This window comes from Kitasatospora purpeofusca (assembly GCF_034043715.1).
Classification (GTDB): Bacteria; Actinomycetota; Actinomycetes; order Streptomycetales; family Streptomycetaceae; genus Kitasatospora; species Kitasatospora purpeofusca_A.
In genome coordinates, this window is record NZ_JAXCLC010000001.1 from 89,499 (window position 1) to 111,636 (window position 22,138).

18 protein-coding genes are annotated in these 22,138 nt (G+C 72.2%); 12 read left to right on the plus strand and 6 right to left on the minus strand.

All coding sequences use genetic code 11. The features are described 5' to 3' along the window. Nucleotides 1–8 precede the first annotated feature (8 nt). The 7 genes from nuoL to SM793_RS00460 all read left to right on the plus strand — a co-directional run bounded on the left by nuoL (nt 9) and on the right by SM793_RS00460 (nt 10,564). Entirely contained in the window at nt 9–1,904 is a 1,896-nt protein-coding gene (gene nuoL, locus SM793_RS00430) for an NADH-quinone oxidoreductase subunit L (RefSeq protein ID WP_320435918.1), read from the plus strand. A gap of 37 nt (nt 1,905–1,941) precedes the next feature. Continuing rightward, nucleotides 1,942–3,606 carry an NADH-quinone oxidoreductase subunit M gene (locus SM793_RS00435; RefSeq protein ID WP_320435919.1) on the plus strand — a complete coding sequence of 555 codons (1,665 nt, stop codon included), beginning with the start codon at nt 1,942–1,944 and terminating at the stop codon, nt 3,604–3,606. After that, the gene (gene nuoN / locus SM793_RS00440) at nt 3,603–5,240 is read left to right on the plus strand and encodes an NADH-quinone oxidoreductase subunit NuoN (protein ID WP_320435920.1); all 1,638 of its coding nucleotides are present in this window, start codon (nt 3,603–3,605) and stop codon (nt 5,238–5,240) included. Before SM793_RS00435 ends, nuoN begins: the two co-directional genes overlap by 4 nt. Nucleotides 5,241–5,497: 257 nt before the next feature. Continuing rightward, nucleotides 5,498–6,508: a polyprenyl synthetase family protein gene (locus SM793_RS00445; protein WP_320435921.1), complete on the plus strand. Its 1,011-nt coding sequence runs from the start codon at nt 5,498–5,500 to the stop codon at nt 6,506–6,508. A gap of 152 nt (nt 6,509–6,660) precedes the next feature. After that, a complete protein-coding gene (locus tag SM793_RS00450; RefSeq protein ID WP_320435922.1) occupies nt 6,661–7,323 on the plus strand; it encodes a response regulator transcription factor in 663 nt (220 codons plus the stop codon). Between the two features lie 305 nt (nt 7,324–7,628). Then, entirely contained in the window at nt 7,629–9,515 is a 1,887-nt protein-coding gene (locus tag SM793_RS00455) for a 2-oxoacid:acceptor oxidoreductase subunit alpha (protein ID WP_413815842.1), read from the plus strand. Further along, nucleotides 9,512–10,564 carry a 2-oxoacid:ferredoxin oxidoreductase subunit beta gene (locus SM793_RS00460; RefSeq protein WP_320435924.1) on the plus strand — a complete coding sequence of 351 codons (1,053 nt, stop codon included), beginning with the start codon at nt 9,512–9,514 and terminating at the stop codon, nt 10,562–10,564. The genes SM793_RS00455 and SM793_RS00460 overlap by 4 nt, the downstream gene beginning before the upstream one ends. 66 nt (nt 10,565–10,630) lie before the next feature. Here SM793_RS00460 and SM793_RS00465 read toward each other — a convergent pair whose 3' ends face one another. Both SM793_RS00465 and SM793_RS00470 read right to left on the minus strand, forming a co-directional pair. Next, nucleotides 10,631–11,017, minus strand: coding sequence for a VOC family protein (locus tag SM793_RS00465; RefSeq protein WP_320435925.1), 387 nt, complete (start codon nt 11,015–11,017; stop codon nt 10,631–10,633). A 100-nt stretch (nt 11,018–11,117) separates the two neighbouring features. Further along, the gene (locus SM793_RS00470; RefSeq protein WP_320435926.1) at nt 11,118–11,318 is read right to left on the minus strand and encodes a DUF6011 domain-containing protein; all 201 of its coding nucleotides are present in this window, start codon (nt 11,316–11,318) and stop codon (nt 11,118–11,120) included. Between the two features lie 52 nt (nt 11,319–11,370). On the opposite strand from SM793_RS00470, the gene SM793_RS00475 reads away from it, so the two are divergent. Continuing rightward, on the plus strand, nt 11,371–12,138 hold the full coding sequence (locus tag SM793_RS00475) for a TetR/AcrR family transcriptional regulator (RefSeq protein WP_320435927.1): 768 nt from the start codon (nt 11,371–11,373) through the stop codon (nt 12,136–12,138). On the opposite strand, the gene SM793_RS00480 is transcribed toward SM793_RS00475, so the two are convergent. Further along, on the minus strand, nt 12,125–12,526 hold the full coding sequence (locus tag SM793_RS00480; protein ID WP_413815837.1) for a winged helix-turn-helix transcriptional regulator: 402 nt from the start codon (nt 12,524–12,526) through the stop codon (nt 12,125–12,127). The genes SM793_RS00475 and SM793_RS00480 overlap by 14 nt on opposite strands. A 179-nt stretch (nt 12,527–12,705) precedes the next feature. Here SM793_RS00480 and SM793_RS00485 point away from each other — a divergent pair, with 179 nt between their 5' ends. Then, complete coding sequence (locus SM793_RS00485) at nt 12,706–13,554, plus strand: SDR family oxidoreductase (RefSeq protein WP_320435928.1); 849 nt, start codon at nt 12,706–12,708, stop codon at nt 13,552–13,554. Between the two features lie 156 nt (nt 13,555–13,710). Then, complete coding sequence (gene rarD / locus SM793_RS00490; RefSeq protein WP_320435929.1) at nt 13,711–14,745, plus strand: EamA family transporter RarD; 1,035 nt, start codon at nt 13,711–13,713, stop codon at nt 14,743–14,745. Here the strand turns inward: rarD and SM793_RS00495 are convergent. From SM793_RS00495 to SM793_RS00505, 3 genes are read right to left on the minus strand one after another with little or no spacing between them, the layout of a single operon-like run. Beyond that, a complete protein-coding gene (locus tag SM793_RS00495; protein WP_320435930.1) occupies nt 14,735–15,661 on the minus strand; it encodes an ABC transporter permease in 927 nt (308 codons plus the stop codon). The genes rarD and SM793_RS00495 overlap by 11 nt on opposite strands. Beyond that, on the minus strand, nt 15,648–16,628 hold the full coding sequence (locus tag SM793_RS00500; protein WP_413815843.1) for an ABC transporter ATP-binding protein: 981 nt from the start codon (nt 16,626–16,628) through the stop codon (nt 15,648–15,650). Before SM793_RS00500 ends, SM793_RS00495 begins: the two co-directional genes overlap by 14 nt. Before the next feature lie 59 nt (nt 16,629–16,687). Further along, entirely contained in the window at nt 16,688–17,959 is a 1,272-nt protein-coding gene (locus SM793_RS00505; protein WP_320435932.1) for a DUF2092 domain-containing protein, read from the minus strand. Between the two features lie 188 nt (nt 17,960–18,147). Between SM793_RS00505 and SM793_RS00510 the strand changes: the two genes are divergently transcribed. Both SM793_RS00510 and SM793_RS00515 read left to right on the plus strand, forming a co-directional pair. After that, nucleotides 18,148–20,736, plus strand: a complete 2,589-nt coding sequence (locus SM793_RS00510; protein WP_320435933.1) for a bifunctional FO biosynthesis protein CofGH — start codon at nt 18,148–18,150, stop codon at nt 20,734–20,736. 286 nt (nt 20,737–21,022) lie between these two features. Continuing rightward, nucleotides 21,023–22,138, plus strand: a complete 1,116-nt coding sequence (locus SM793_RS00515; protein ID WP_320435934.1) for an ADP-ribosylglycohydrolase family protein — start codon at nt 21,023–21,025, stop codon at nt 22,136–22,138.

Here is a 22,138-nt window from a genome sequence, read left to right on the forward strand (position 1 = left end):
GGACCTCGGTGAACACTCTCATTCCCCTGCTGGTCGCGGCCCCGCTGGCCGGCGCCGTCCTGCTGCTGCTCGGCGGCCGGGCCTTCGACCGCCTCGGCCACTGGCTGGCCACCGCGCTCGCCGCGCTCTCCTTCGGCTTCGGCCTCGCGCTGTTCTCGGACATGCTGGGCCGGGACGCGGAGGACCGTACCCTGACCAAGCATCTGTTCAGCTGGATCCCGGTGAACGGCTTCCAGGCCGACATCTCCTTCCAGCTCGACCAGCTCTCGATGACCTTCGTCCTGCTGATCACCGGCGTCGGCACCCTGATCCACCTCTACTCGGTGGGCTACATGGCGCACGACGAGCGCCGGCGCCGCTTCTTCGCGTATCTCAACCTCTTCCTGGCGGCCATGCTGCTGCTGGTGGTGGCCGACAACTACCTGCTGCTGTACTTCGGCTGGGAGGGCGTGGGCCTCGCCTCCTACCTGCTGATCGGCTTCTGGCAGCACAAGCCGAGCGCCGCCACCGCCGCCAAGAAGGCGTTCATCGTCAACCGCGTCGGCGACATGGGCCTGTCCATCGCGATCATGCTGATGTTCGTCGAGTTCGGTTCCTTCGCCTTCGGGCCGGTGTTCGGCGCCGCGGGCAGCGCGAGCGAGGGCAAGCTGACCGCGATCGGCCTGATGCTGCTGCTCGCCGCCTGCGGCAAGTCCGCGCAGGTGCCACTGCAGTCCTGGCTCGGGGACGCGATGGAGGGCCCGACCCCGGTCTCCGCGCTGATCCACGCGGCCACCATGGTCACCGCCGGCGTCTACCTGATCACCCGCTCCGGGGCGATCTTCAACCTGGCGCCGGACGCCCAGACCGCCGTGGTGGTGGTCGGCGCGGTCACCCTGCTCTTCGGTGCGATCGTCGGTTGCGCCAAGGACGACATCAAGAAGGCGCTGGCCGGCTCGACCATGTCGCAGATCGGCTACATGATCCTCGCGGCCGGGCTCGGCCCGATCGGCTACGCCTTCGCCATCATGCACCTGGTGACCCACGGCTTCTTCAAGGCCGGGCTCTTCCTCGGCGCCGGGTCGGTCATGCACGGCATGAACGACGAGGTGAACATGCGTCACTACGGCGGCCTGCGGAAGTACATGCCGGTCACCTTCGTCACCTTCGGCCTCGGCTACCTGGCCATCATCGGCTTCCCCGGCCTGTCCGGCTTCTTCTCCAAGGACAGGATCATCGAGGCGGCCTTCGCCAAGGGCGGCACCGAGGGCTGGATCCTCGGCCTGTGCACCCTGATCGGCGCCGCGGTCACCGCGTTCTACATGACCCGGGTGATGATCCTGACCTTCTTCGGCGAGAAGCGCTGGCAGCCGGACGCCGAGGGCCACGACCCGCACCCGCACGAGTCGCCGAAGACCATGACCATTCCGATGATCGTGCTGGCCTTCGGCTCGGTCTTCGCCGGCGGGCTGTTCGCCTTCCACGACTCCTTCCTCACCTGGCTGGAGCCGGTCACCGGGCACGAGGAGGGCAACTCCCCGCTCACCCCACTGGTGGTCACCCTGCTCACCAGCGCCTGCATGCTGGCCGGCGTCGCGCTCTCGTACCTCATGTACGGCCGCTCCGCCGTCCCGGTGTTGCCGCCGTACGGCTCCCCGCTCACCCGGGCCGCCCGCCGGGACCTCCTCCAGGACGACTTCAACCACGCCGTCCTGGTCCGCCCCGGTTCGGCGCTGGCCGCGGCGCTGGTCTACTTCGACAGCCGCGGCCTGGACGGTTTCGTCAACGGCCTGGCGGCCACCATCGGCGGCGTCTCCAGCCGGCTGCGGCGGATCCAGAACGGCTACGTCCGCACGTACGCGCTCTCCATGTTCGGCGGCACGCTGGTGCTGGTCGCCACGACTCTCCTGATGAGGTCCGTCTGATGCACCCGGATTACACACATCGCGGGGAGGCCGGGGCATGAGCGTCCTCCTCACCGCCACCTGCGCTGTCCCGGCGGCCGGTGCGGTGCTCACCGCCGCCCTGCCCGCCGGGTCCACCGAGGCGCGGCGGCGGACCACCAAGATCGTGGCGATGGTCTTCTCCACCGCCACCCTGGCCCTGGCCGGCGCGGTGGCCGCGCGCTTCGACCCGGACGGCGCCCGCTACCAGCTGACCGAGTCCTACAGCTGGATCCGGTCCTTCGGCATCACCTTCGCGGTCGGGGTGGACGGCATCGGCGCCGTCCTCGCCCTGCTCACCGCCGTCCTGGTCCCGATCGTGCTGCTCGCCTCCTGGCACGACGCGGACCCGGCCGCCACGACCCCGGCCGCCGCGGCCCCGGACGGGTCGTTCGAGAACAGGCGGCGCACCCAGGCGTTCTTCGCCCTGGTGCTGGCGGTGGAGGCGATGGTGATCGTCTCCTTCTACGCCACCGACGTCTTCCTCTTCTACGTCTTCTTCGAAGCCATGCTGATCCCGATGTACTTCCTCATCGGCGGCTTCGGCGACCGGGCGGGCGGCCCCGAGTCCGCCCGTCAGCGCTCCTACGCGGCGGTCAAGTTCCTGCTCTACAACCTGCTCGGCGGCCTGGTCATGCTGGCCGCCGTGATCGGCCTGTACGTGATCGCCCAGGAGCAGGGCCTCGGCACCTTCGACCTGCAGACGCTCACCGCGGCGGTCGCCGACGGCCGGCTGCAGCTCGGCGGCACCGCGGAGAAGGCGCTGTTCCTCGGCTTCTTCTTCGCCTTCGCGGTCAAGGCCCCGCTCTGGCCGCTGCACACCTGGCTGCCGAACGCGATGGGCGAGGCCACCGCGGGCACCGCCGTGCTGATCACCGCCGTGGTGGACAAGGTGGGCACCTTCGCGATGCTCCGCTTCTGCCTCGGGCTGTTCCCGGACGCCTCGAAGACCTTCGCCCCGGCGATCCTGGTCCTCTCGCTGGTCGGGATCGTCTACGGCGCGCTGCTGGCCATCGGCCAGAAGGACATCAAGCGGCTGGTCGCCTACGCCTCGATCTCGCACTTCGGCTTCATCATCATGGGCATCTTCGCGATGACCAGCCAGGGCCAGAGCGGCGCAACCCTCTACATGGTCAACCACGGCATCTCCACCGCCGCGTGGATGCTGGTGGCAGGCTTCCTGATCTCCCGCCGCGGCTCCCGGCTGATCGCCGACTACGGCGGCGTGCAGAAGGTCGCCCCGGTGCTCGCCGGGACCTTCCTGATCGGCGGGCTGGCGACGCTCTCGCTGCCCGGCCTGGCACCGTTCGTCAGCGAGTTCCTGGTCCTGGTCGGCACGTTCAGCCGGTACCCCGCGGTCGGCATCGTCGCCACCTTCGGCATCGTGCTCGCCGCGCTGTACGCCCTGCTGCTGTACCAGCGCACCATGACCGGCCCGGTCAAGGAGGAGGTGCGCGGCATGCCGGACCTCAAGGTCCGCGAACTCGCCGTGGTCGCACCGCTGGTGGCACTGACCGTGCTGCTCGGTGTCTACCCGAAGCCGCTCACCGACCTCGTCAACCCGTCGGTGAACGCCACCCTCTCGCAGGTGCACCAGACCGACCCGGCGCCGGCGCACCCGGTGTCCGCCGACCACGGGACCGCCCAGGACGGGACCGCCCGCTCAGGAGGTGAGCACAAGTGAGCAGCACCGGATGGCTCGCCGCCGCCGGCGGCAGCACCCAGAGCATCCCCGCGCCGCACATCGAGTACGGCCAGCTGTCGCCGATGCTGGTGGTGTTCGGCGCCGCGGTGGCCGGCATCCTGCTGGAGGCGTTCCTGCCCCGGCGGCTGCGGCACTGGGCCCAGGTGGTGACCGCCCTGGTCGGCCTGGCCGGCGCCTTCGTCGCCGTCCTGGTGCTCGCCGCGCAGGGCTACGGCACCACCAAGGTCGAGGCGGTCGCGATGGGCGCGGTCGCCCTGGACGGCCCGACGCTGTTCCTGCAGGGTGTGATCCTGCTGGTCGCGGTGGTCGCGGTGCTGACCTACGCCGAGCGCCGGCTGGAGCCCAAGGCCGGCGGCGAGCCGGCCGACGCCTTCACCGCCCAGGCGGCCGCCACCCCCGGCGGCGAGCACGAGCGCAGCGCGATCCGGGCCGGCTTCACCACCAGTGAGGTCTTCCCGCTCACCATGTTCGCGGTCGGCGGCATGCTGCTGTTCCCCGCCGCCAACGACCTGCTGACCATGTTCGTGGCGCTGGAGGTCTTCTCCCTCCCGCTCTACCTGCTCTGCGCGCTGGCCCGGCGCCGCCGGCTGCTCTCCCAGGAGGCGGCGGTCAAGTACTTCCTGCTCGGCGCCTTCGCCTCGGCGTTCTTCCTGTTCGGCACCGCGCTGCTGTACGGCTACGCGGGCACCGTGCGGCTCGGCGAGATCGCGGACGTCATCTCCGGGAACGCACTGCTCACCCCGGCCCTGGTGTCCTCGACCCAGAACGACGCCCTGCTGCTGGTGGGCCTGGCGATGCTGACGGTCGGTCTGCTCTTCAAGGTCGGCGCGGTGCCGTTCCACTCCTGGACCCCGGACGTCTACCAGGGCGCGCCGACCCCGGTCACCGGCTTCATGGCGGCGGCGACCAAGGTGGCGGCGTTCGGCGCGGTGCTGCGGTTGTTCTACGTGGCCTTCCCGGCGCTGCGGCTGGACTGGCGGCCGGTGCTCTGGGGCGTGGCGATCCTCACCATGGTGGTCGGCGCGGTCCTGGCCGTCACCCAGCAGGACGTGAAGCGGCTGCTCGCCTACTCCTCGATCGCGCACGCCGGGTTCATCCTCACCGGTGTGATCGCCAGCAACCGGCAGGGCGTCGGTTCGGTGCTGTTCTACCTGCTGGCCTACTCCTTCGTGACCCTCGGCGCCTTCGCCGTGGTCACCCTGGTGCGCGACTCCAAGGGCGAGGCCACCCACCTGTCCAGCTGGGCCGGTCTCGGCCGGCGCTCGCCGATGGTCGCGGCGGTGTTCGCGCTCTTCCTGCTGGCCTTCGCGGGCATCCCGCTGACCTCGGGTTTCACCGGCAAGTTCGCGGTCTTCCAGGCCGCGGCGGCGGGTGGCGCCACTCCGCTGGTGATCGTGGGTGTGCTCAGCTCGGCGGTGGCGGCGTTCTTCTACATCAGGGTCATCGTGCTGATGTTCTTCTCCGACCCGCAGCCGGGCGGCCCGACCGTCGCCGTCCCGAGTGCCTTCACGGCGACCGCGATCGGGATCGGTGTGCTGGTCACGATCGGGCTCGGACTGCTGCCGCAGTACTTCCTCGATCTCGCCTCGAAGGCAGTGTTCTTCGTCGGCTGACCGTCCGCCGACGGCCCGGCCGAACGCCTCGGCGGCGGCCCGTTCCGACCGCTCCGACGACCGTCCGGGTCGCGCCCCGCGCGCGGCCCGGACGCTTCGTTCGGGCATCCCCGCTGGCCAGCGGGGACGCCCCGCGCATGACAGAGCCGCACGCCCGTGCAGTGATCCACTCGTGACCGGATACCCTGCCTGTATGGCCAGCGGCGGCACTCAGGGACCGGGCCGCTAGATCGACCAGGGACAGAGGAGTGGTCTTCGTGACCGTCGTGGGACCCTTTGGGCTCAGCGTGCAGGACCGCGATCTGACCCGTGACGTCCAGGCCGGGATGGACGCGGTGGAGATCGCGCTCGCCGAGGCCGTCAAGAGCGACGTCCCCTTCATCACCGTCACCGCCAGCCATCTGATGTCCGCGGGCGGGAAGCGCTTCCGTCCGCTGCTGGTGCTGCTGTCCGCCCAGTTCGGCGACGCCGGCGCGAAAGGCGTGATCCCGGCCGCCGTCGTGGTCGAGCTCACCCACCTCGCCACGCTGTACCACGACGACGTCATGGACGAGGCCCCGGTGAGACGCGGCGCTCCCAGCGCCAACTCGCGCTGGGACAACTCGGTCGCCATCCTGACCGGCGACTTCCTCTTCTCCCGTGCCTCCCAGGTGCTGGCCGACCTCGGTCCGGAGGCCGTCCGGCTGCAGGCCGACGCGTTCGAGCGACTGGTCACCGGCCAGATCCTGGAGACCGCCGGCCCCGGCCCGGACGACGACCCGCTCGACCACTACCTGGGCGTGCTGGCAGGCAAGACCGGATCCCTGATCGCCGTCTCCTGCCGGATAGGAGCACTGGCCGCCGGCGCCGAGCCGTGGGTGATCGACATCCTCAGCTCCTTCGGCGAGCGGATCGGCATCGCGTTCCAGCTGGCCGACGACGTGCTCGACATCGCCAGCGACGGGCACGAGTCCGGCAAGACCCCCGGCACCGACCTGCGTGAGGGCGTCGAGACCCTGCCGACCCTGCTGCTGCGGCAGATGCCGGCCGACCCGTCCGACCCCGCCGACACCCGGCTGCGCGAGCTGCTCCGCCAGGACCTCGCCGACGACGAGCTGCACGCGGAGACCCTGCGGCTGCTGCGCCGCCACCCGGCGCTGGAGCACGCCCGCCGGGAGACCCTGCGCCAGGCCGAGGAGGCCCGCGCGATGCTGGACCCGCTCCCGGACGGGCCGGCCAAGGACGCGCTCCAGGCGCTCTGCGACTCGGTGGCCATCCGCACCATGTGACGCTTCCGGGCGGGCGGTGCGAATTGCCGTCCGGCGTCCCGGTCGCCGTCCGGCATCCCGGTTGCGGTCCGGCGTCCCGGCGGACACCCGGATGGGGGAGACTGACACCCGTCAGCACCGTGTCCGCAGCTTCGCCCATCCGGAAGGCCGCCATGCTTCGCGTCGTCATCGCCGAGGACTCCGTACTGCTGCGGGAGGGCCTGACCCGGCTGCTCACCGACCGGGGCCTGGAGGTCGTGGCCGGTGTCGCGGACGGTGACGCGCTGATCAAGACCATCCACGACCTGGCCGCCGCCGACGCGCTGCCCGACGTGGTGGTCTCGGACGTGCGGATGCCCCCCACCCACACCGACGAGGGCCTGCGGGCCTGTATCACGCTCCGTGGCCGCTATCCACAGGTGGGCGTTCTGGTGCTTTCGCAGTTCGTCGAGGAGCGCTACGCCTCCGAACTACTGGCCGGATCCACCCGGGGCGTCGGTTACCTGTTGAAGGACCGGGTGGCCGAGGTGCGCGAGTTCGTGGACGCGGTGGTCCGGGTCGCCGAGGGCGGCACCGCGCTGGACCCGGAGGTCGTCCAGCAGCTGCTCAGCCGCAGCCGCAAGGGCGACGTGCTGGCCGGGCTGACCCCGCGCGAGCGCGAGGTGCTGGGGCTGATGGCGGAGGGCCGGACCAACACCGCGGTGGCCAAGCAGCTGGTGGTCTCGGAGGGCGCGGTGGAGAAGCACGTCAGCAACATCTTCCTCAAGCTGGGACTGGCGCAGAGCCCCGGGGACCACCGCCGGGTCCTCGCCGTGCTCACTTATCTGAATTCCTGACCGGCTCGCCGACGGCCGCCCGCAGCCTGTATTCGTATTCGAACCAACCTTCCCCGTCCGGGTACGGTTCCGGTCGCCCACGGTGTTGTTTGTGGGTGCGGCGGTGATTTTTCGCCGCATCGGGGAGTTCCGTCCAAGGCAATCCTTACCCGCATAGGATGCGAGAGGTGCACCAGGCGGACGGGGCACACGGCTCACGCCCGCGGCTGGTGCCCACGAGGAGGTCCGCGGCAGTGACCAGTCAGGTCGATCAGTCAGAAGCAGTGGACGGCTCGGACGGCGACGAGGGCGGATCCGGGCCTGCCGTGCCGGTCGGTCCGCAGCACCGGGGCGCCAAGCCGATCCGCAGGCTGGACCGGGTGATCATCAGATTCGCCGGCGACTCCGGCGACGGCATGCAGCTCACCGGTGACCGCTTCACCTCGGAGACGGCGTCCTTCGGCAACGACCTCTCCACCCTGCCCAACTTCCCGGCCGAGATCCGCGCTCCCGCCGGAACGCTGCCGGGTGTCTCGTCCTTCCAACTCCACTTCGCCGACCACGACATCCTGACCCCGGGGGACGCGCCCAACGTCCTGGTGGCGATGAACCCCGCGGCACTCAAGGCCAACCTTCCCGACCTGCCGCGCGGCGCGTCGATCATCGTCAACACCGACGAGTTCACCAAGCGCGCGCTGTCCAAGGTCGGCTACGCCGCGGACCCGCTGGAGGACGGCTCACTGGAGGGCTACCACCTGCACAAGGTGCCGCTCACCACGCTGACCCTGGAGGCCCTCAAGGAGAGCGGCCTCGCCCGCAAGGACGCCGAGCGGGCGAAGAACATGTTCGCGCTGGGCCTGCTCTCCTGGATGTACCACCGCCCGACCCACGGCACCGAGGCGTTCCTGCGCACCAAGTTCGCCAAGAAGCCGCAGATCGCCGAGGCCAACGTCAGCGCCTTCCGGGCGGGCTGGAACTTCGGCGAGACCACCGAGACCTTCGCGGTCTCCTACGAGGTACCGCCGGCCAAGCTGCCGCCGGGCCGCTACCGCAACATCTCCGGCAACCTGGCGCTGTCCTACGGCCTGATCGCCGCCTCCCGCCGTTCGGGACTGCCGCTCTACCTGGGCTCCTATCCGATCACCCCGGCCTCGGACATCCTGCACGAGCTGAGCCGGCACAAGAACTTCGGCGTGCGCACCTTCCAGGCCGAGGACGAGATCGCCGGCATCGGCGCGGCCCTGGGCGCGGCCTTCGGCGGCGCGCTCGGCGTGACCACCACCTCCGGCCCGGGCGTGGCTTTGAAGAGCGAGACGATCGGGCTCGCCGTCTCGCTCGAACTCCCGCTGCTGGTGGTGGACATCCAGCGCGGCGGCCCGTCCACCGGTCTGCCGACCAAGACCGAGCAGGCCGACCTGCTGCAGGCGATGTTCGGGCGCAACGGCGAGGCCCCGGTGCCGATCGTGGCCCCGGCCACCCCGGCCGAGTGCTTCGACGCGGCGCTGGAGGCGGCCAGGATCGCGGTCACCTACCGCACCCCGGTCTTCCTGCTCTCGGACGGCTACCTGGCCAACGGATCGGAGCCCTGGCGGATCCCGGAGGTGGACGATCTGCCGTCCATCGCACCGGACTTCGCCACCGGGCCGAATCGCGAGGACGGCGCCTTCTGGCCGTACCTGCGCGATCCGCAGACGCTCGCCCGCCCGTGGGCGGTACCCGGCACGCCCGGCCTGGAGCACCGGATCGGCGGGATCGAGAAGCAGGACGGCACCGGCAACATCTCCTACGACCCGGCCAACCACGACTTCATGGTCCGCACCCGGCAGGCCAAGGTGGACGGCATCGAGGTGCCGGACCTGGAGATCGACGACCCCTCCGGCGAGGCCCGGGTGCTGGTGCTCGGCTGGGGCTCGACCTACGGTCCGATCACCGCCGCGGTCCGCCGGGTCCGGGCGGACGGCGGCGAGGTCGCCCAGACGCACCTGCGCAACCTCAACCCCTTCCCGGCCAACCTCGGCGCGCTGCTGCGGGGTTACGACAAGGTCATCGTCCCCGAGATGAACCTCGGCCAGCTGGCGCTGCTGCTGCGCGCCAAGTACCTGGTGGACGCCCAGTCCTACAACCAGGTGCGCGGACTTCCCTTCAAGGCGGCGCAGTTGGCGGATGTGCTGTGGGCGGCGATCGGCAACCTGGACGAGGAGGACAACCGGTGAGCGAGAAGTTCCCCTCGTTGAAGCTGGTCCCGAAGGCCGAGGCGCCGCAGAGCGCCAAGGAGTTCAAGACCGACCAGGAGGTCCGCTGGTGCCCCGGCTGCGGTGACTACGCGATCCTGGCCGCGGTACAGGCCTTCATGCCGGAGCTGGGGATCAGACGGGAGAACACCGTCTTCGTCTCCGGTATCGGCTGCTCCTCCCGTTTCCCGTACTACATGAACACTTATGGAGTGCACTCGATCCACGGCCGGGCCCCGGCGATCGCCACCGGGCTGGCGTCGTCCCGGCGGGACCTCAGCGTCTGGGTGGTGACCGGCGACGGCGACGCGCTGTCGATCGGCGGCAACCATCTGATCCACGCGCTGCGCCGGAATGTGAATCTGAAGATCCTGCTGTTCAACAACCGTATCTACGGCCTGACCAAGGGGCAGTACTCGCCGACGAGCGAGATCGGCAAGATCACCAAGTCCACCCCGATGGGTTCGCTGGACGCGCCGTTCAACCCGCTCTCGCTGGCCATCGGCGCGGAGGCCACCTTCGTCGCCCGGACCATCGACTCCGACCGCCAGCACCTCCAGTCGGTGCTGCGGGCGGCGGCCGAGCACGAGGGCACGGCGCTGGTCGAGATCTACCAGAACTGCAACATCTTCAACGACGGCGCCTTCGAGGTGCTCAAGGAGCCCGGCACCCGGGACGAGGCGCTGATCCGGCTGGAGCACGGTCGGCCGATCCGGTTCGGGACGGACCTGGCCCAGGGCGTCTTCCGCGGCGCCGACGGCGAACTGGCCGTCGGCGAGGTCACGGCAGACAACGAGTCGGCGGTCCTGGTCCACGACGCCCGCGCGGCCGGCCCGGCGACGGCGTTCGCGCTCTCCCGGATCGCCGACGCGGACACCCTGCACCACACCCCGATCGGGGTGCTGCGCGAGGTCCGGCGGCCGGTGTACGACGAACTGATGGCCGAGCAGCTGGACACCGCCGTCGCCGACCGGGGCGAGGGCGACCTGGCCGCACTGCTCGCGGGCGGTGACACCTGGGCGGTCGACTGACCCGGCCGCACGAAGGGCGGCGCCCCCGGCCGTTCCCGGCCGGGGGCGCCGCTGTTCACGGTGCTGTCAGTGCTGCTGCTCCGCCCACTCCACGAGCTGGACCACGACCCCGTTCGGGTCGGTGACCTGGAACAGCCGCTCCCCCCACGGCTCCTCGCGCAGCGGCATGGTGATCTCCACCCCGGCGGCCCGCAGCCGGGCCTCCTCGGCGGCCACGTCGCCGACCACGAAGGCGAGGATCAGGCCCGCGGCGACCTGGTCGCGGAACCCCTCGGGCAGGACCTCGGTCCCGCGCCGCAGGAAGACCACGTTCACTCCGGCACTGGCGTGCCCGAGCGACGTGAACCCGTCCGCCGCCATCTGCTCGGCGAACCCGAAGTGCTCCCGCAGGAACGAAGCGGACGCCTCGATGTCCTCGACGGTGAGTGAAACGGCGGAGGAAGTGATCTGCATGTCCGGTGGCCCTCTCGTCGACTGTTATTCCGTACTAAGTACACTATACATAGTACGGAGAATGATGCCACAGTGATCCCGGTCACGTCGGAGGCGCGCCCTAGTCCAGCCCGGGCAGGGCGTCCTGCTCGACCTCGCGCCGGGCGACCCGCTCGGCCGGGTCGCGGCACTCGGGGCCGAGGCGCAGGATGCGGGACTCCGGGTCGTGCAGCGGGCGGTGGCAGCGGCGGCAGGTGACCCGGGGGCGGACGAGCTCGCGGGTGTCGGTGCCCGGCAACGGGTCGGGGTCGGCGGCGGTCATGGCTCCGACCGTACCGGCGGGCCCCGCGGGTCCGGCGTGAAAGGATCGGCCCATGGCCAGTGACCGCAGCAGTGCCGGGGACCCGGCGCGCACGCTCGCGCTGCTCTGGGGTGTGTCGGCGGAGGAGAAGCCCGGCCGGCGGGGGCCCCGGCAGGCGAAGTCCCCGGCGGAGATCGCCGCCGCCGCGATCGGGATCGCCGACGCCGAGGGGATGGACGCCGTGACCATGCGGCGGGTCGCCCAGGCACTCGGCGTCTCGCCGATGGCGCTGTACACCTACGTGCCCGGCAAGGCCGAACTCGTCGACCTGATGCTGGACACCGCCTACGCCGGCATGTCCCGCACCGCGCCGGCCGGGGGCGGCTGGCGGGCCCGGGTCGCCGCCGTCGCCGAGGACAACCGCGCGCTCCATCGCGCCCACCCGTGGACCGCCGTCGTCGCCACCGCCCGCCCGCCGCTGGGCCCGGGCCTGATGGCCAAGTACGAGTACGAGCTGCGTGCCTTCGAGGACACCGGCCTGTCCGACCTCGACCTGGACGCCGCGCTCACCCATGTGCTCGGCTTCGTCCAGACCTGCGCCCGGATGGCCGCCGACCAGCGCGCCGCGCAGCAGGACGGCGCGATGACCGACTCCCAGTGGTGGGAGGCCAATGCCGAGCTGCTCGCCCGGGTCCTCGACCCCGACCGCTACCCGGTCGCGGCCAGGGTCGGCGCCGCCGCCGGCGAGGCGCACGGCGCCGCGTACGACCCCGACCACGCCTACACCTTCGGCCTGGCCCGAGTGCTGGACGGACTGGCGGAGCTGGTCAGGGGCGGGTAGTCCGTCCGTCGTACTCCTCGCGCGCGTCACTGACGGCGCACATCCGGGCCTCCACCCAGTGGGCGAGCGCCGACACGTACTCGGACGCCTCCAGGCCCAGCGGGGTGAGGCTGTAGTCGACCCGGGGCGGGATCACCGGGTGCGCCTCGCGGAGCACGAAGCCGTCCCGCTCCAGGGTCTGCAGGGTCTGCGCGAGCATCTTCTCGCTGACGCCCGACACCCGGCGGCGCAGCTCGCTGAAGCGGTACCCGCGCTCCCGCAGGGCGACCAGCACCAGCACCCCCCAGCGGCTGGTGACGTGCTCCAGCACGCCCCGGGACGGACACATGCGGTCGTAGATGTCGGGCGCGCGGTCGAGGAGGGACGAGCCCTCTGTCATTACCTCCATGTCAGTACCCTACTTCAAAGTGCGTACTATCCAGAAGTTAGTGCCATCCCTAGGGTGAGTCTCGAAGCCAACGCGGCATCGAACCCGACGCGGCATCGAAGCCGACGTGGTACCGAAGCCGACGCGGCACGAAGCACGGCATCGAAGCCAACGCCGCAGCACCCAGAAGGAGCACGGACATGTACGTCGTCACCGGAGCCACCGGACAGCTCGGCCGCCTGGTCGTGGAGGGGCTGCTGGCAGCCGTTCCGGCGAACGAGATCGCGGTGGTGGTGCGATCCGCAGCCAAGGCCGAGGACTGGGCGAAGCAGGGTGTGCGCGTCCACGAGGCGGACTACAACCGCCCCGAGACGCTCGCCGGGGTCTTCGCCGCCGGCGACCGGGTGCTGCTCATCTCCGGGAACGAGTTCGGCCGCCGGGCGGCCCAGCACGGCGCGGTGATCGACGCGGCGAAGGCCGCCGGGGTCGCGCTGCTCGCCTACACCAGCATTCTGGGCACGGCCACCTTCGGGCTGGCCGACGAGCACCGGGCGACCGAGGAGGTGTTGGTCGGCTCCGGCCTGCCCCACGCCCTGCTGCGCAACGGCTGGTACACCGAGAACTACCTCGGCGACGCCGCCGGCACGGTCGAGCGCGGTGCGGTGGTCGGCAGCGCGGGCGACGGCCGGGTGGCCACCGCCCCCCGCCGCGACTACGCCGACGCCGCGGTCGCCGTCCTGGTCGGCGAGGGTCACGAGAACAAGGTCTACGAGCTGAGCGGCGACGCCGCCTGGAGCCTGTCCGAGCTGGCCGCCGAGCTGGCCCAGGTCTCGGGCCGTCCGGTCGAGCACCGGAGCGTCACCCCGGCCGAGCACCGGGAGGTGCTGATCGGCGCGGGCATGCCGGAGGGCTACGCCGACGTGTTCGTGGACGTCGACGCCGGTATCGCGCGCGGCGAGCTGGCCACCGCTCCCGGCGACCTGGCCCGGCTGATCGGCCGCCCGACCGTGCCGCTGGCCACTACCGTCCGGACCGTCCTGGGCGCCTGAACCAGACTTCCCCGCCACTCCCGGCCCCGCCCGTGACGGTTCGTCGCAGGCGGGGCCGGGGCATGTCATGACCAAAAACCGCATACGGAGATGACAGGCGCGGCCGCGCCCGCTACCGTCGGCTCGACACTCGTGCGCGCGGAGGGCAGCCGGTCCATGCCAGACACAACCCAGCAGGAGGCCGGACGCGGCCTCTGGTGCGGATTCGCCGCCTACGGCATATGGGGGCTCTTCCCGCTGTTCTGGCCGCTGCTGGAGCCCGGCGCCGCCGACGACATCCTGGCCAACCGGATGGTCTGGTCCCTGGTCGCGGTGGTCCTGCTGCTGGTCGCCCAGCGGCACTGGGGCTGGATCCGCCCGCTGCTCCGCCAGCCCCGACGGCTCGCCATGCTGGGCGCCGCCGCCACGGTGATCTCGATCAACTGGGGCGTCTACATCTGGGGCGTCAACACCGGTCATGTGGTGGAGACCAGCCTCGGCTACTTCATCAACCCGCTGGTCACCATCGCCTTCGGCGTGCTGGTGCTCAAGGAGCGGCTGCGCCGGGCCCAGTGGATGGCGGTCGGCGTCGGCGCGCTCGCGGTGGTGGTGCTGACCGTCGGCTACGGGCGGCTGCCGTGGATCGCGCTGACCCTGGCGCTCTCCTTCGCCACCTACGGGCTGCTGAAGAAGAAGGTCGGGCTGAGCGGGCTGGAGAGCCTGGCCGCCGAGAGCGCCTTCATGTTCCCCCTCGCCCTCGGCTACCTGGTCTACCTGGAGGTCGCCGGCCGCGGCACCTTCGGCCACACCGCGGCGGGCGAGTACGGCTGGGGCCACACCGGGCTGCTGATGCTCAGCGGGGTGATCACCGCCGTCCCGCTGCTCCTCTTCGGCACGGCGGCCGTCCGGGTGCCGTTGAGCGTGCTCGGGCTGCTCCAGTACCTGGCACCGGTGTTCCAGTTCCTGATCGGCATCGCGGTCTTCCACGAGTCGATGCCGACCGCGCGCTGGGCCGGCTTCGCCCTGGTGTGGGTCGCGCTCGTGGTGCTCACCTGGGACGCGCTGCGGCGGGTCCGGGCCGACCGGGCCCGGACCGCCGCCACTGCCGCCGCCACCGGTGCCGCTGCCGCAGCCGCTGCTGTCCCGGCCACCGCGGCGACCGGTGCCGCCGAGGTGGCCGGTACGGCCGACGCCGTGCCGGTCAGGCCGTGATGTCCCGCGCGGTGAACCGGGACCAGGACGCCGAGCCGAACACCGCCACATAGGCGGCCTGCAGCCCGAGGTTCTTCAGCACCCCGTCCCACTCCATCGGCGCCCGCAGCAGGTCGCCGAAGGTGAGCCAGTGGTGGGTGAAGAGGAACGGCTGGATCGCGTGCAGCTGCGGGAAGCTGTCCAGGATCTGCACGGTGATCACCAGGCCGACCGTCGCCGCCATCGCCGCGATGCCGCTGCCGGTGAGGGTCGAGATGAACAGCCCGATCGCGACCAGCCCGGCCAGTGAGGCGGCCACCACCGCGGCCACCAGGACCGCCCGAAGCAGCGCCGACCCCAGGCCGATGGTCTCGCCGGAGATCAACGTGACGTCGCCGACCGGGAACAGCGCCGCCCCGGTGATCACCGCCGCCGTGGCGACGGTGACCGTGGCCGCCAGGCAGAACACCAGCCCGGCGGTGAACTTGGCGGCCAGCAGCCTGGTCCGCCCGGCCGGTGCCACCAGCAGGTAGCGCAGGGTGCCGGTGGCCGCCTCGCCGGCCACCGAGTCCCCGGCGACCACCCCGACCGTCATCGGCAGGAACACCGGCAGCGCCACCGCGAGGGCCGTGAACACCAGGAACAGGCCGTTCTGGGTGACCTGGGCGATGAACGCCGGGCCCTCGCCGCCGCGCGGCCCGTCCGTCTCGATCCGGACCACCACGCCGATCAGGACCGGCAGCAGGGCCAGGATCCCCAGCAGCACGATGGTCCGCAGCCGGCGGAAGGTCAGCAGCAGCTCGCTGCGGAACAGTGCCAGGAACCCGGCCGCCGTCTGCGGGCGCCGCCCGTGCGCCGTCGCGACCGCTGCCACCGCCCCGGCCGGCGCCGTCCCGGCCGCTACCGTCTCGGTCGGCACCGCTTCAGCCCGCGACATCGAAGCCCTCCCCGGTCAGCGCCACGAAGGCGTCCTCCAATGTGCCCCGCTCCACGCCGAAGCCGTGGACCCGGACCTCCGCCGCGACCAGCGCCGCGCAGAGCCCGGGCAGCGCGTCCTCGGCGAGCGGGCCCAGCTCGCCGTCCACCCGGCTCTCGGTGATCCGGAGCTCGGTGACCTCGTGCGCGAGCAGTACCTCGCCCGCCAGATGGGTGTCCGGTGTCCGCACCACCAGCCGGCCCCGGGCCCGGGCGGCCAGCTCGGCGACGGTGCCCTGCACCAGGAGCCGGCCGCGCGACATCACGGCGGCATGGGTGCAGACCTGCTCGATCTCGTCCAGCAGGTGCGAGGAGAGGAAGACCGTGGTGCCCTCCGCCGCGACCTCGCGGACCAGGGCCCGGATCTCCCGCATGCCCTGCGGGTCCAGGCCGTTGGTGGGCTCGTCCAGGACGAGCAGCTCGCGCGGCTGGAGCAGCGCCGAGGCCAGGCCGAGCCGCTGCTTCATACCCAGCGAGTAGGCGCGGGCCTTCTTGCCGCCCGCGGCGGTCAGGCCCACCCGGTCCAGGGCCTCGGCGACGCGCCGCTGCCGGGTCCGCGGGTCGGCGGTCGGGTCGGCGGCGTCGAACCGGGCCAGGTTGTCACGGCCGGAGAGGAAGCCGTACAGCGCGGGCCCCTCGATCAGCGCGCCGACCCGGGGCAGCACCGAGGACACCGACTGCGGCATCGGCTCGCCGAGCACCGAGGCGACCCCGGAGGTCGGGGCGATGAGCCCCATCAGCATCCGGATCGTGGTGGTCTTGCCGGAGCCGTTGGGCCCGAGGAAGCCGAAGACGGAGCCCCGGGGGACGCTCAGGTCCAGCCCGTCCACGGCGAGCTGGCCGCCGCGGAACCGCTTGGTCAGGCCCCGGGTGCTGATCACGTCATCGGACCGGTGGGAGGTCGAAGCGGCACGGGGGGCCGGGCGCAGTGACGCGCCCGGCCCCCCGGCCGGCTCCGTAACGTCCCCCGTTACGGAAGCCTGGGCCACTACTTCACCCCGGCCGCACTCTGCAGCACCGGCAGGGTCACCGCGCCCGCGAACACCCGGCCGTCGTCGGTGACGAGCACGTTCAGCACCTTGGTGCTGATCAGCGAACCGCCGGCGACCGGCTTGCCGAGCGACTTGACCAGCGAGAGCGGGTTCTCCAGCTTGCCGCCGCCGCCCGGGCCGTGGCCGCCCTTGCCGCGCGGGCCCCTGCCCTCGGCCGGGACGAACACGTCCTCGCCGGGCAGCTTGGCGGAGAGCACCGCCGTCCAGCCCTCGCCGATCACGTTCAGACCCTCGGCGGCGGCCTTGGCCTGCTCCGGGGTGACCTCGGCGCGCGGCGTCGCGTCGGCCTTGCGCTCCGTCACCTTGGCGCCCTTGGGCACGGTGAACTCGAAGGTCTTCGCGGACGGCGCGGCGAACGAGACATCGGTGAAGTGGACGTCCAGCACCGTGCTGCCGTCCGCCCCCTTGACCACGACCGACAGCGGTACGCCGTTGTCGGCGGCCACCGCGATCCGGACCTCGCCGATCGTCGAACCCGACCCGGTGGGCTTCACGCTCAGCCGGTAGGCCTTCTGCCCGGCCACGTTGACGGTGCCGTCCACGGTGACCGTGGTGGTGCCCGCGCTCGCGGTCAGGAACTGCTGGGCCGCTTCCTGCGGGGTGGTCGGCACCCCGGTCAGCGGGCCCTTGCCCCGGTTGCCGTCCGCCTTCGCGTCCGGCCGGGCACCGGTCAGGTGCACGGCCTCGTTGCTGCTGCTGTCCCAGGTCCACACCTGGTCGCCGTTGCGGATCACCTCGTACCCGGCCAACTGCTCCAGCAGACCGATCCGCTGCCGGTCAGGACCGTCCACCGCGACCCGCAGCCGGTGCTCGCCACCGAGCAGGCCGGTCAGCTTCGCCTCCGGGGCGGCGCCCGACGACCTGCCGCCGGAACCGCCGCCCGGGGCGCCGCCGCCGAGGCCGCCGGCCGCGGCGCCCAGCAACTGGCTCGGCACACCGAGGTCGGCCGCGACCGACACCGTGCCGGTCAGCGTCTCCGCCTCGGAGCCGAGCACCTTCGCCACCACCTGCTCCGCCGTCAGCGCGGGCAGCTCCGGCGGCGAGGAATCCGCCAGCGCGGGTACCAGACCCACCCCGGCGGCGATCGCGGCCGTGACCGCCAGCGGCACCGCGACGCGCACCAGCGTGCGTCGGCGGGACCGGTAGGGAGCCCCGTCCTGCCACGCGTCCGCCGGGCCGTTGCCCGCGGTCGCCCTGTCGTCCGTCATCCGTCCAACCCCTCCGTCAGTGACCGACTGTCCCTGGGTATCCATTAGACGGTCCAGCGTCGCCCGCGTCATCGCCCTGCAGGGTTGGATCCGGCTCGACCTCGCGACCCAGCCGACCCTGATGCCCCCTCAGGGTCGTCTCCTCCGAACGTACGAGGAACGTACGTGAACTGGCGTAGGGTCGCGGCATGGACGCATCCAACACTCCGACCGCCAACGCGATGCGCCGCGCCCTGCGCCGCGCCCGGGACGGTGTCGCGCTGGACGCGACCGAGGCGGCGGTACTGCTCCGGGCCAGGGGTGAGGACCTGCGCGACCTCTGCGCCGGCGCCGCCCGGGTCCGCGACGCCGGCCTCGAAGCGGCCGGCCGCCCCGGCGTCATCACCTACTCCAAGAGCGTGTTCATCCCGCTCACCCGGCTCTGCCGGGACAAGTGCCACTACTGCACCTTCGTGACCGTCCCCGGCAAGCTCCGCCGGGCCGGCCACGGGATGTACATGTCCCCGGACGAGGTGCTGGAGGTCGCCCGCAGAGGCGCCGCGCTCGGTTGCAAGGAAGCGCTCATCACCCTCGGCGACAAGCCCGAGGACCGCTGGCCCGAGGCCCGCGAGTGGCTGGACGCGCACGGCTACGACGACACGATCGCCTACGTCCGCGCCATGTCGATCCGCATCCTGGAGGAGACCGGGCTGCTCCCGCACCTCAACCCCGGGGTGCTGAGCTGGACCGACTTCCAGCGGCTCAAGCCGGTCTCCGCCTCGATGGGGATGATGCTGGAGACCACCGCCACCCGGCTGTGGAGCGAGCCCGGCGGCCCGCACCACGGCTCGCCCGACAAGGAGCCGGCCGTCCGGCTCCGGGTGCTGGAGGACGCCGGCCGCAGCTCGGTGCCGTTCACCAGCGGCCTGCTGATCGGCATCGGCGAGACGTACGAGGAGCGCGCCGAGTCGCTGTTCGCGCTGCGCCGGGTCTCCCGGGCCTACCACGGCATCCAGGAACTGATCCTGCAGAACTTCCGCGCCAAGCCGGACACCGCGATGCGCGGCATGCCGGACGCGGAGCTGGACGAGCTGGTCGCCACCGTCGCGGTGGCCCGGCACATCATGGGCCCCTCGGCCTGCCTGCAGGCCCCGCCGAACCTGGTGGACGGCGAGTACGAGCGGCTGATCGGGGCCGGCATCGACGACTGGGGCGGCGTCTCCCCGCTGACGCCCGACCACGTCAACCCGGAGCGCCCCTGGCCGCAGATCGACAAGCTGGCCGAGCGCTCGGCGGCGGCCGGCTTCGAGCTGCGCGAGCGGCTCGCCGTCTACCCCGAGTACGTCCGGCACGGCGAGCCCTGGCTGGACCCCCGGGTGCTGCCGCACGTCCGGGCGCTGGCCGACCCGGAGACCGGACTGGCCCGTCCGGACGCGGTGGTCACCGGACACCCCTGGCAGGAGCCGGAGGACCTGCCGGACTCCTACGGCCGCACCGATCTGCACAGCACCATCGACACCGAGGGCCGGACCGGCGACCGGCGGGCCGACTTCGAGGACGTCTACGGCGACTGGGAGGTGCTCAGGGAGCAGGCCGCCGCGGCCGCTCCCAGCGGGACCGGGGCCCCCGAGCGGCTGGACGGCGAGGTCAGGGCCGCCCTCGCGGTGGCGGCCGACGACCCGACCCGGCTCACCGACGAGCAGGCGCTGGCGCTGTTCCAGGCGGACGGCCCGGCCCTGGACGCGCTGTGCCGGATCGCCGACGCGGTCCGCCGGGACACGGTCGGTGACGAGGTCACCTACTGCGTCACCCGCAACATCAACTTCACCAACGTCTGCTACACCGGCTGCCGGTTCTGCGCCTTCGCCCAGCGCCGCACCGACGCCGACGCCTACAGCCTCTCGCTGGAGCAGGTCGCCGACCGGGCCGCGCAGGCCTGGGAGGTCGGCGCCACCGAGGTCTGCATGCAGGGCGGCATCCACCCGGACCTGCCCGGCACCGCCTACTTCGACATCGCCCGCGCGGTGAAGGAGCGGGTCCCGGGGATCCACGTGCACGCCTTCTCGCCGATGGAGGTGGTCAACGGCGCGACCCGGACCGGCCTGTCGATCCGCGACTGGCTGCAGCGGGCCAAGGAGTCCGGCCTCGACACCATCCCGGGTACGGCCGCCGAGATCCTGGACGACGAGGTCCGCTGGGTGCTCACCAAGGGCAAGCTGCCGGCCGCGACCTGGGTGGAGGTCGTCAGCACCGCGCACGAGCTGGGCATCCGCTCCTCCTCCACGATGATGTACGGGCACGTGGACACCCCCGCGCACTGGGTGGGCCACCTGCGGCTGCTCGCGGAGATCCAGCAGCGCACCGGGGGCTTCACCGAGTTCGTGACGCTGCCGTTCATCCACACCAACGCCCCGGTCTACCTGGCCGGGATCGCCCGGCCGGGACCGACCGCGCGGGACAACCGGGCGGTGATCGCGATGGCCCGGCTGCTGCTGCACCCGCACATCCCCAACATCCAGACCAGCTGGGTGAAGCTGGGCGCCGAGGGCGCGGCGGAGATGCTCCGCTCGGGTGCCAACGACCTCGGCGGCACGCTGATGGAGGAGACCATCTCGCGGATGGCCGGTTCGGCGTACGGCAGCTACAAGTCGGTCCGCGACCTCCAGGCGATCGCCGAGGCGGTCGGGCGGCCGCACCGGCAGCGGACCACGACCTACGGGGAGGTGCCGGCCGAGCGGCTGGCCGCCGCGCTGGCCTCGGACGGACACCTGCCGGAACTGCTGCCGCTGGTCGACTGAGCCCGCCCGGCCACCGCCCGCCCGTCCGCCGCCCGCCCGGCCACCGCCCGCCCGTCCGCCGCCCGCCCGGCCACCGCCCGCCCGTGCCCGTCGGCACCGACGGGTGGTGGCCCGGCCCGGACCGGGCGAAACCCGGGGAGTCCGGCGGATCGTGGAACATCCGGTGGCGATCCGGTGGAGCGGGAACCCTGCCGGGCTGTTCGGGCATTCGAATACAGTGCGAGGGCGCGCGACCGGCGGTGCGTCGCGCGCCCCTCCCGCTCCCGGACGAAAGGCGCTTGCCGTGATGCCACTGTGGTCCCGCGCCCAGCAGCAGGACTTCCGCAGCCGGGTGCGGGGATGCCTGCTCGGCGGAGCGATCGGTGACGCACTCGGTGCGGGCGTGGAGTTCGAGTCCCTGGAGAAGATCCGCGCCGCGTACGGCCCGCTCGGGGTCACGGGGTACGTCCCCGCCTACGGGCGGCTGGGCGCGGTCACCGACGACACCCAGATGGTGCTGTTCACCCTCGACGGGCTGATACGCGCCCACATCCGCCGGGACACCGGCAGCTGGCACCCGCCCACCGACGTCCACCGCGCCTATCTGCGCTGGGCCGTCACCCAGCGGGACTGGGGCCCCGACGAGCGCCGGGACGACCTCGGCTGGCTCGGCCGGGAGGAGTGGCTGTACGCGCAGCGGGCGCCGGGCCAGGCCTGTCTCTCCGGGCTCTCCGGACCGGACGCCGAGCGGCTGGGCACCTTGGAGGCGCCGAAGAACCCGCACTCCAAGGGCTGCGGCACGGTGATGCGGGCGGCGCCGTTCGGGCTGCTGACCACCTGGGAGCCGGGCCTGGTGTTCCAGCTGGCGGTGGAGTGCTCGGTGCTGACCCACGGCCATCCCACCGGCTACCTCTCGGCCGGGGCGCTGGCGGTGATCGTCCAGACCGTGGCCCGGGGCGGCACCCTGGAGGAGGGCGTGCACCTTGCGCTCGCGCTGCTCTCCGAGCGGCCGGCGCACGAGGAGACCACGGCGGCGCTGCGGGCCGCGCTGGACGCGGTGCGGGCGGGGGAGCCGTCCGCCGAGCGGGTCGAGGCGCTGGGGGAGGGCTGGGTCGCCGAGGAGGCGCTGGCGATCGGGGTGTACTGCGCGCTGGTCGCGCACGACGTCCGGTCCGGGCTGCTGCTGGCGGTGAACCACTCGGGGGACAGCGACTCCACCGGCGCGGTCTGCGGCAACCTGCTCGGGGTGCTGCACGGGGACACCGCGCTGCCGCCCGGCCTGGTGGCAGGTCTCGAGGGGCGCGGGGCGCTGCTGGAGCTGGCCGACGACTTCGTCATGGAGCTGATGCACGGGCCCGAGCTGCACAGCCGGGACACCGCGGAGGGCGCGGCCTGGGCGGCCCGCTACCCGGTGCTCGGCTGA

Bases quoted from the DNA above. Each gene is read 5' to 3' on its own strand.
- SM793_RS00435 (WP_320435919.1), top strand. From the start codon at position 1,942: ATGAGCGTCCTCCTCACCGCCACCTGCGCTGTCCCGGCGGCCGGTGCG.
- SM793_RS00450 (WP_320435922.1), top strand. From the start codon at position 6,661: ATGCTTCGCGTCGTCATCGCCGAGGACTCCGTACTGCTGCGGGAGGGC.
- SM793_RS00465 (WP_320435925.1), bottom strand. From the start codon at position 11,017: ATGCAGATCACTTCCTCCGCCGTTTCACTCACCGTCGAGGACATCGAG.
- SM793_RS00470 (WP_320435926.1), bottom strand. From the start codon at position 11,318: ATGACCGCCGCCGACCCCGACCCGTTGCCGGGCACCGACACCCGCGAG.
- SM793_RS00475 (WP_320435927.1), top strand. From the start codon at position 11,371: ATGGCCAGTGACCGCAGCAGTGCCGGGGACCCGGCGCGCACGCTCGCG.
- SM793_RS00480 (WP_413815837.1), bottom strand. From the start codon at position 12,526: ATGGAGGTAATGACAGAGGGCTCGTCCCTCCTCGACCGCGCGCCCGAC.
- SM793_RS00485 (WP_320435928.1), top strand. From the start codon at position 12,706: ATGTACGTCGTCACCGGAGCCACCGGACAGCTCGGCCGCCTGGTCGTG.
- rarD (WP_320435929.1), top strand. From the start codon at position 13,711: ATGCCAGACACAACCCAGCAGGAGGCCGGACGCGGCCTCTGGTGCGGA.
- SM793_RS00495 (WP_320435930.1), bottom strand. From the start codon at position 15,661: ATGTCGCGGGCTGAAGCGGTGCCGACCGAGACGGTAGCGGCCGGGACG.
- SM793_RS00505 (WP_320435932.1), bottom strand. From the start codon at position 17,959: ATGACGGACGACAGGGCGACCGCGGGCAACGGCCCGGCGGACGCGTGG.
- SM793_RS00510 (WP_320435933.1), top strand. From the start codon at position 18,148: ATGGACGCATCCAACACTCCGACCGCCAACGCGATGCGCCGCGCCCTG.
- SM793_RS00515 (WP_320435934.1), top strand. From the start codon at position 21,023: ATGCCACTGTGGTCCCGCGCCCAGCAGCAGGACTTCCGCAGCCGGGTG.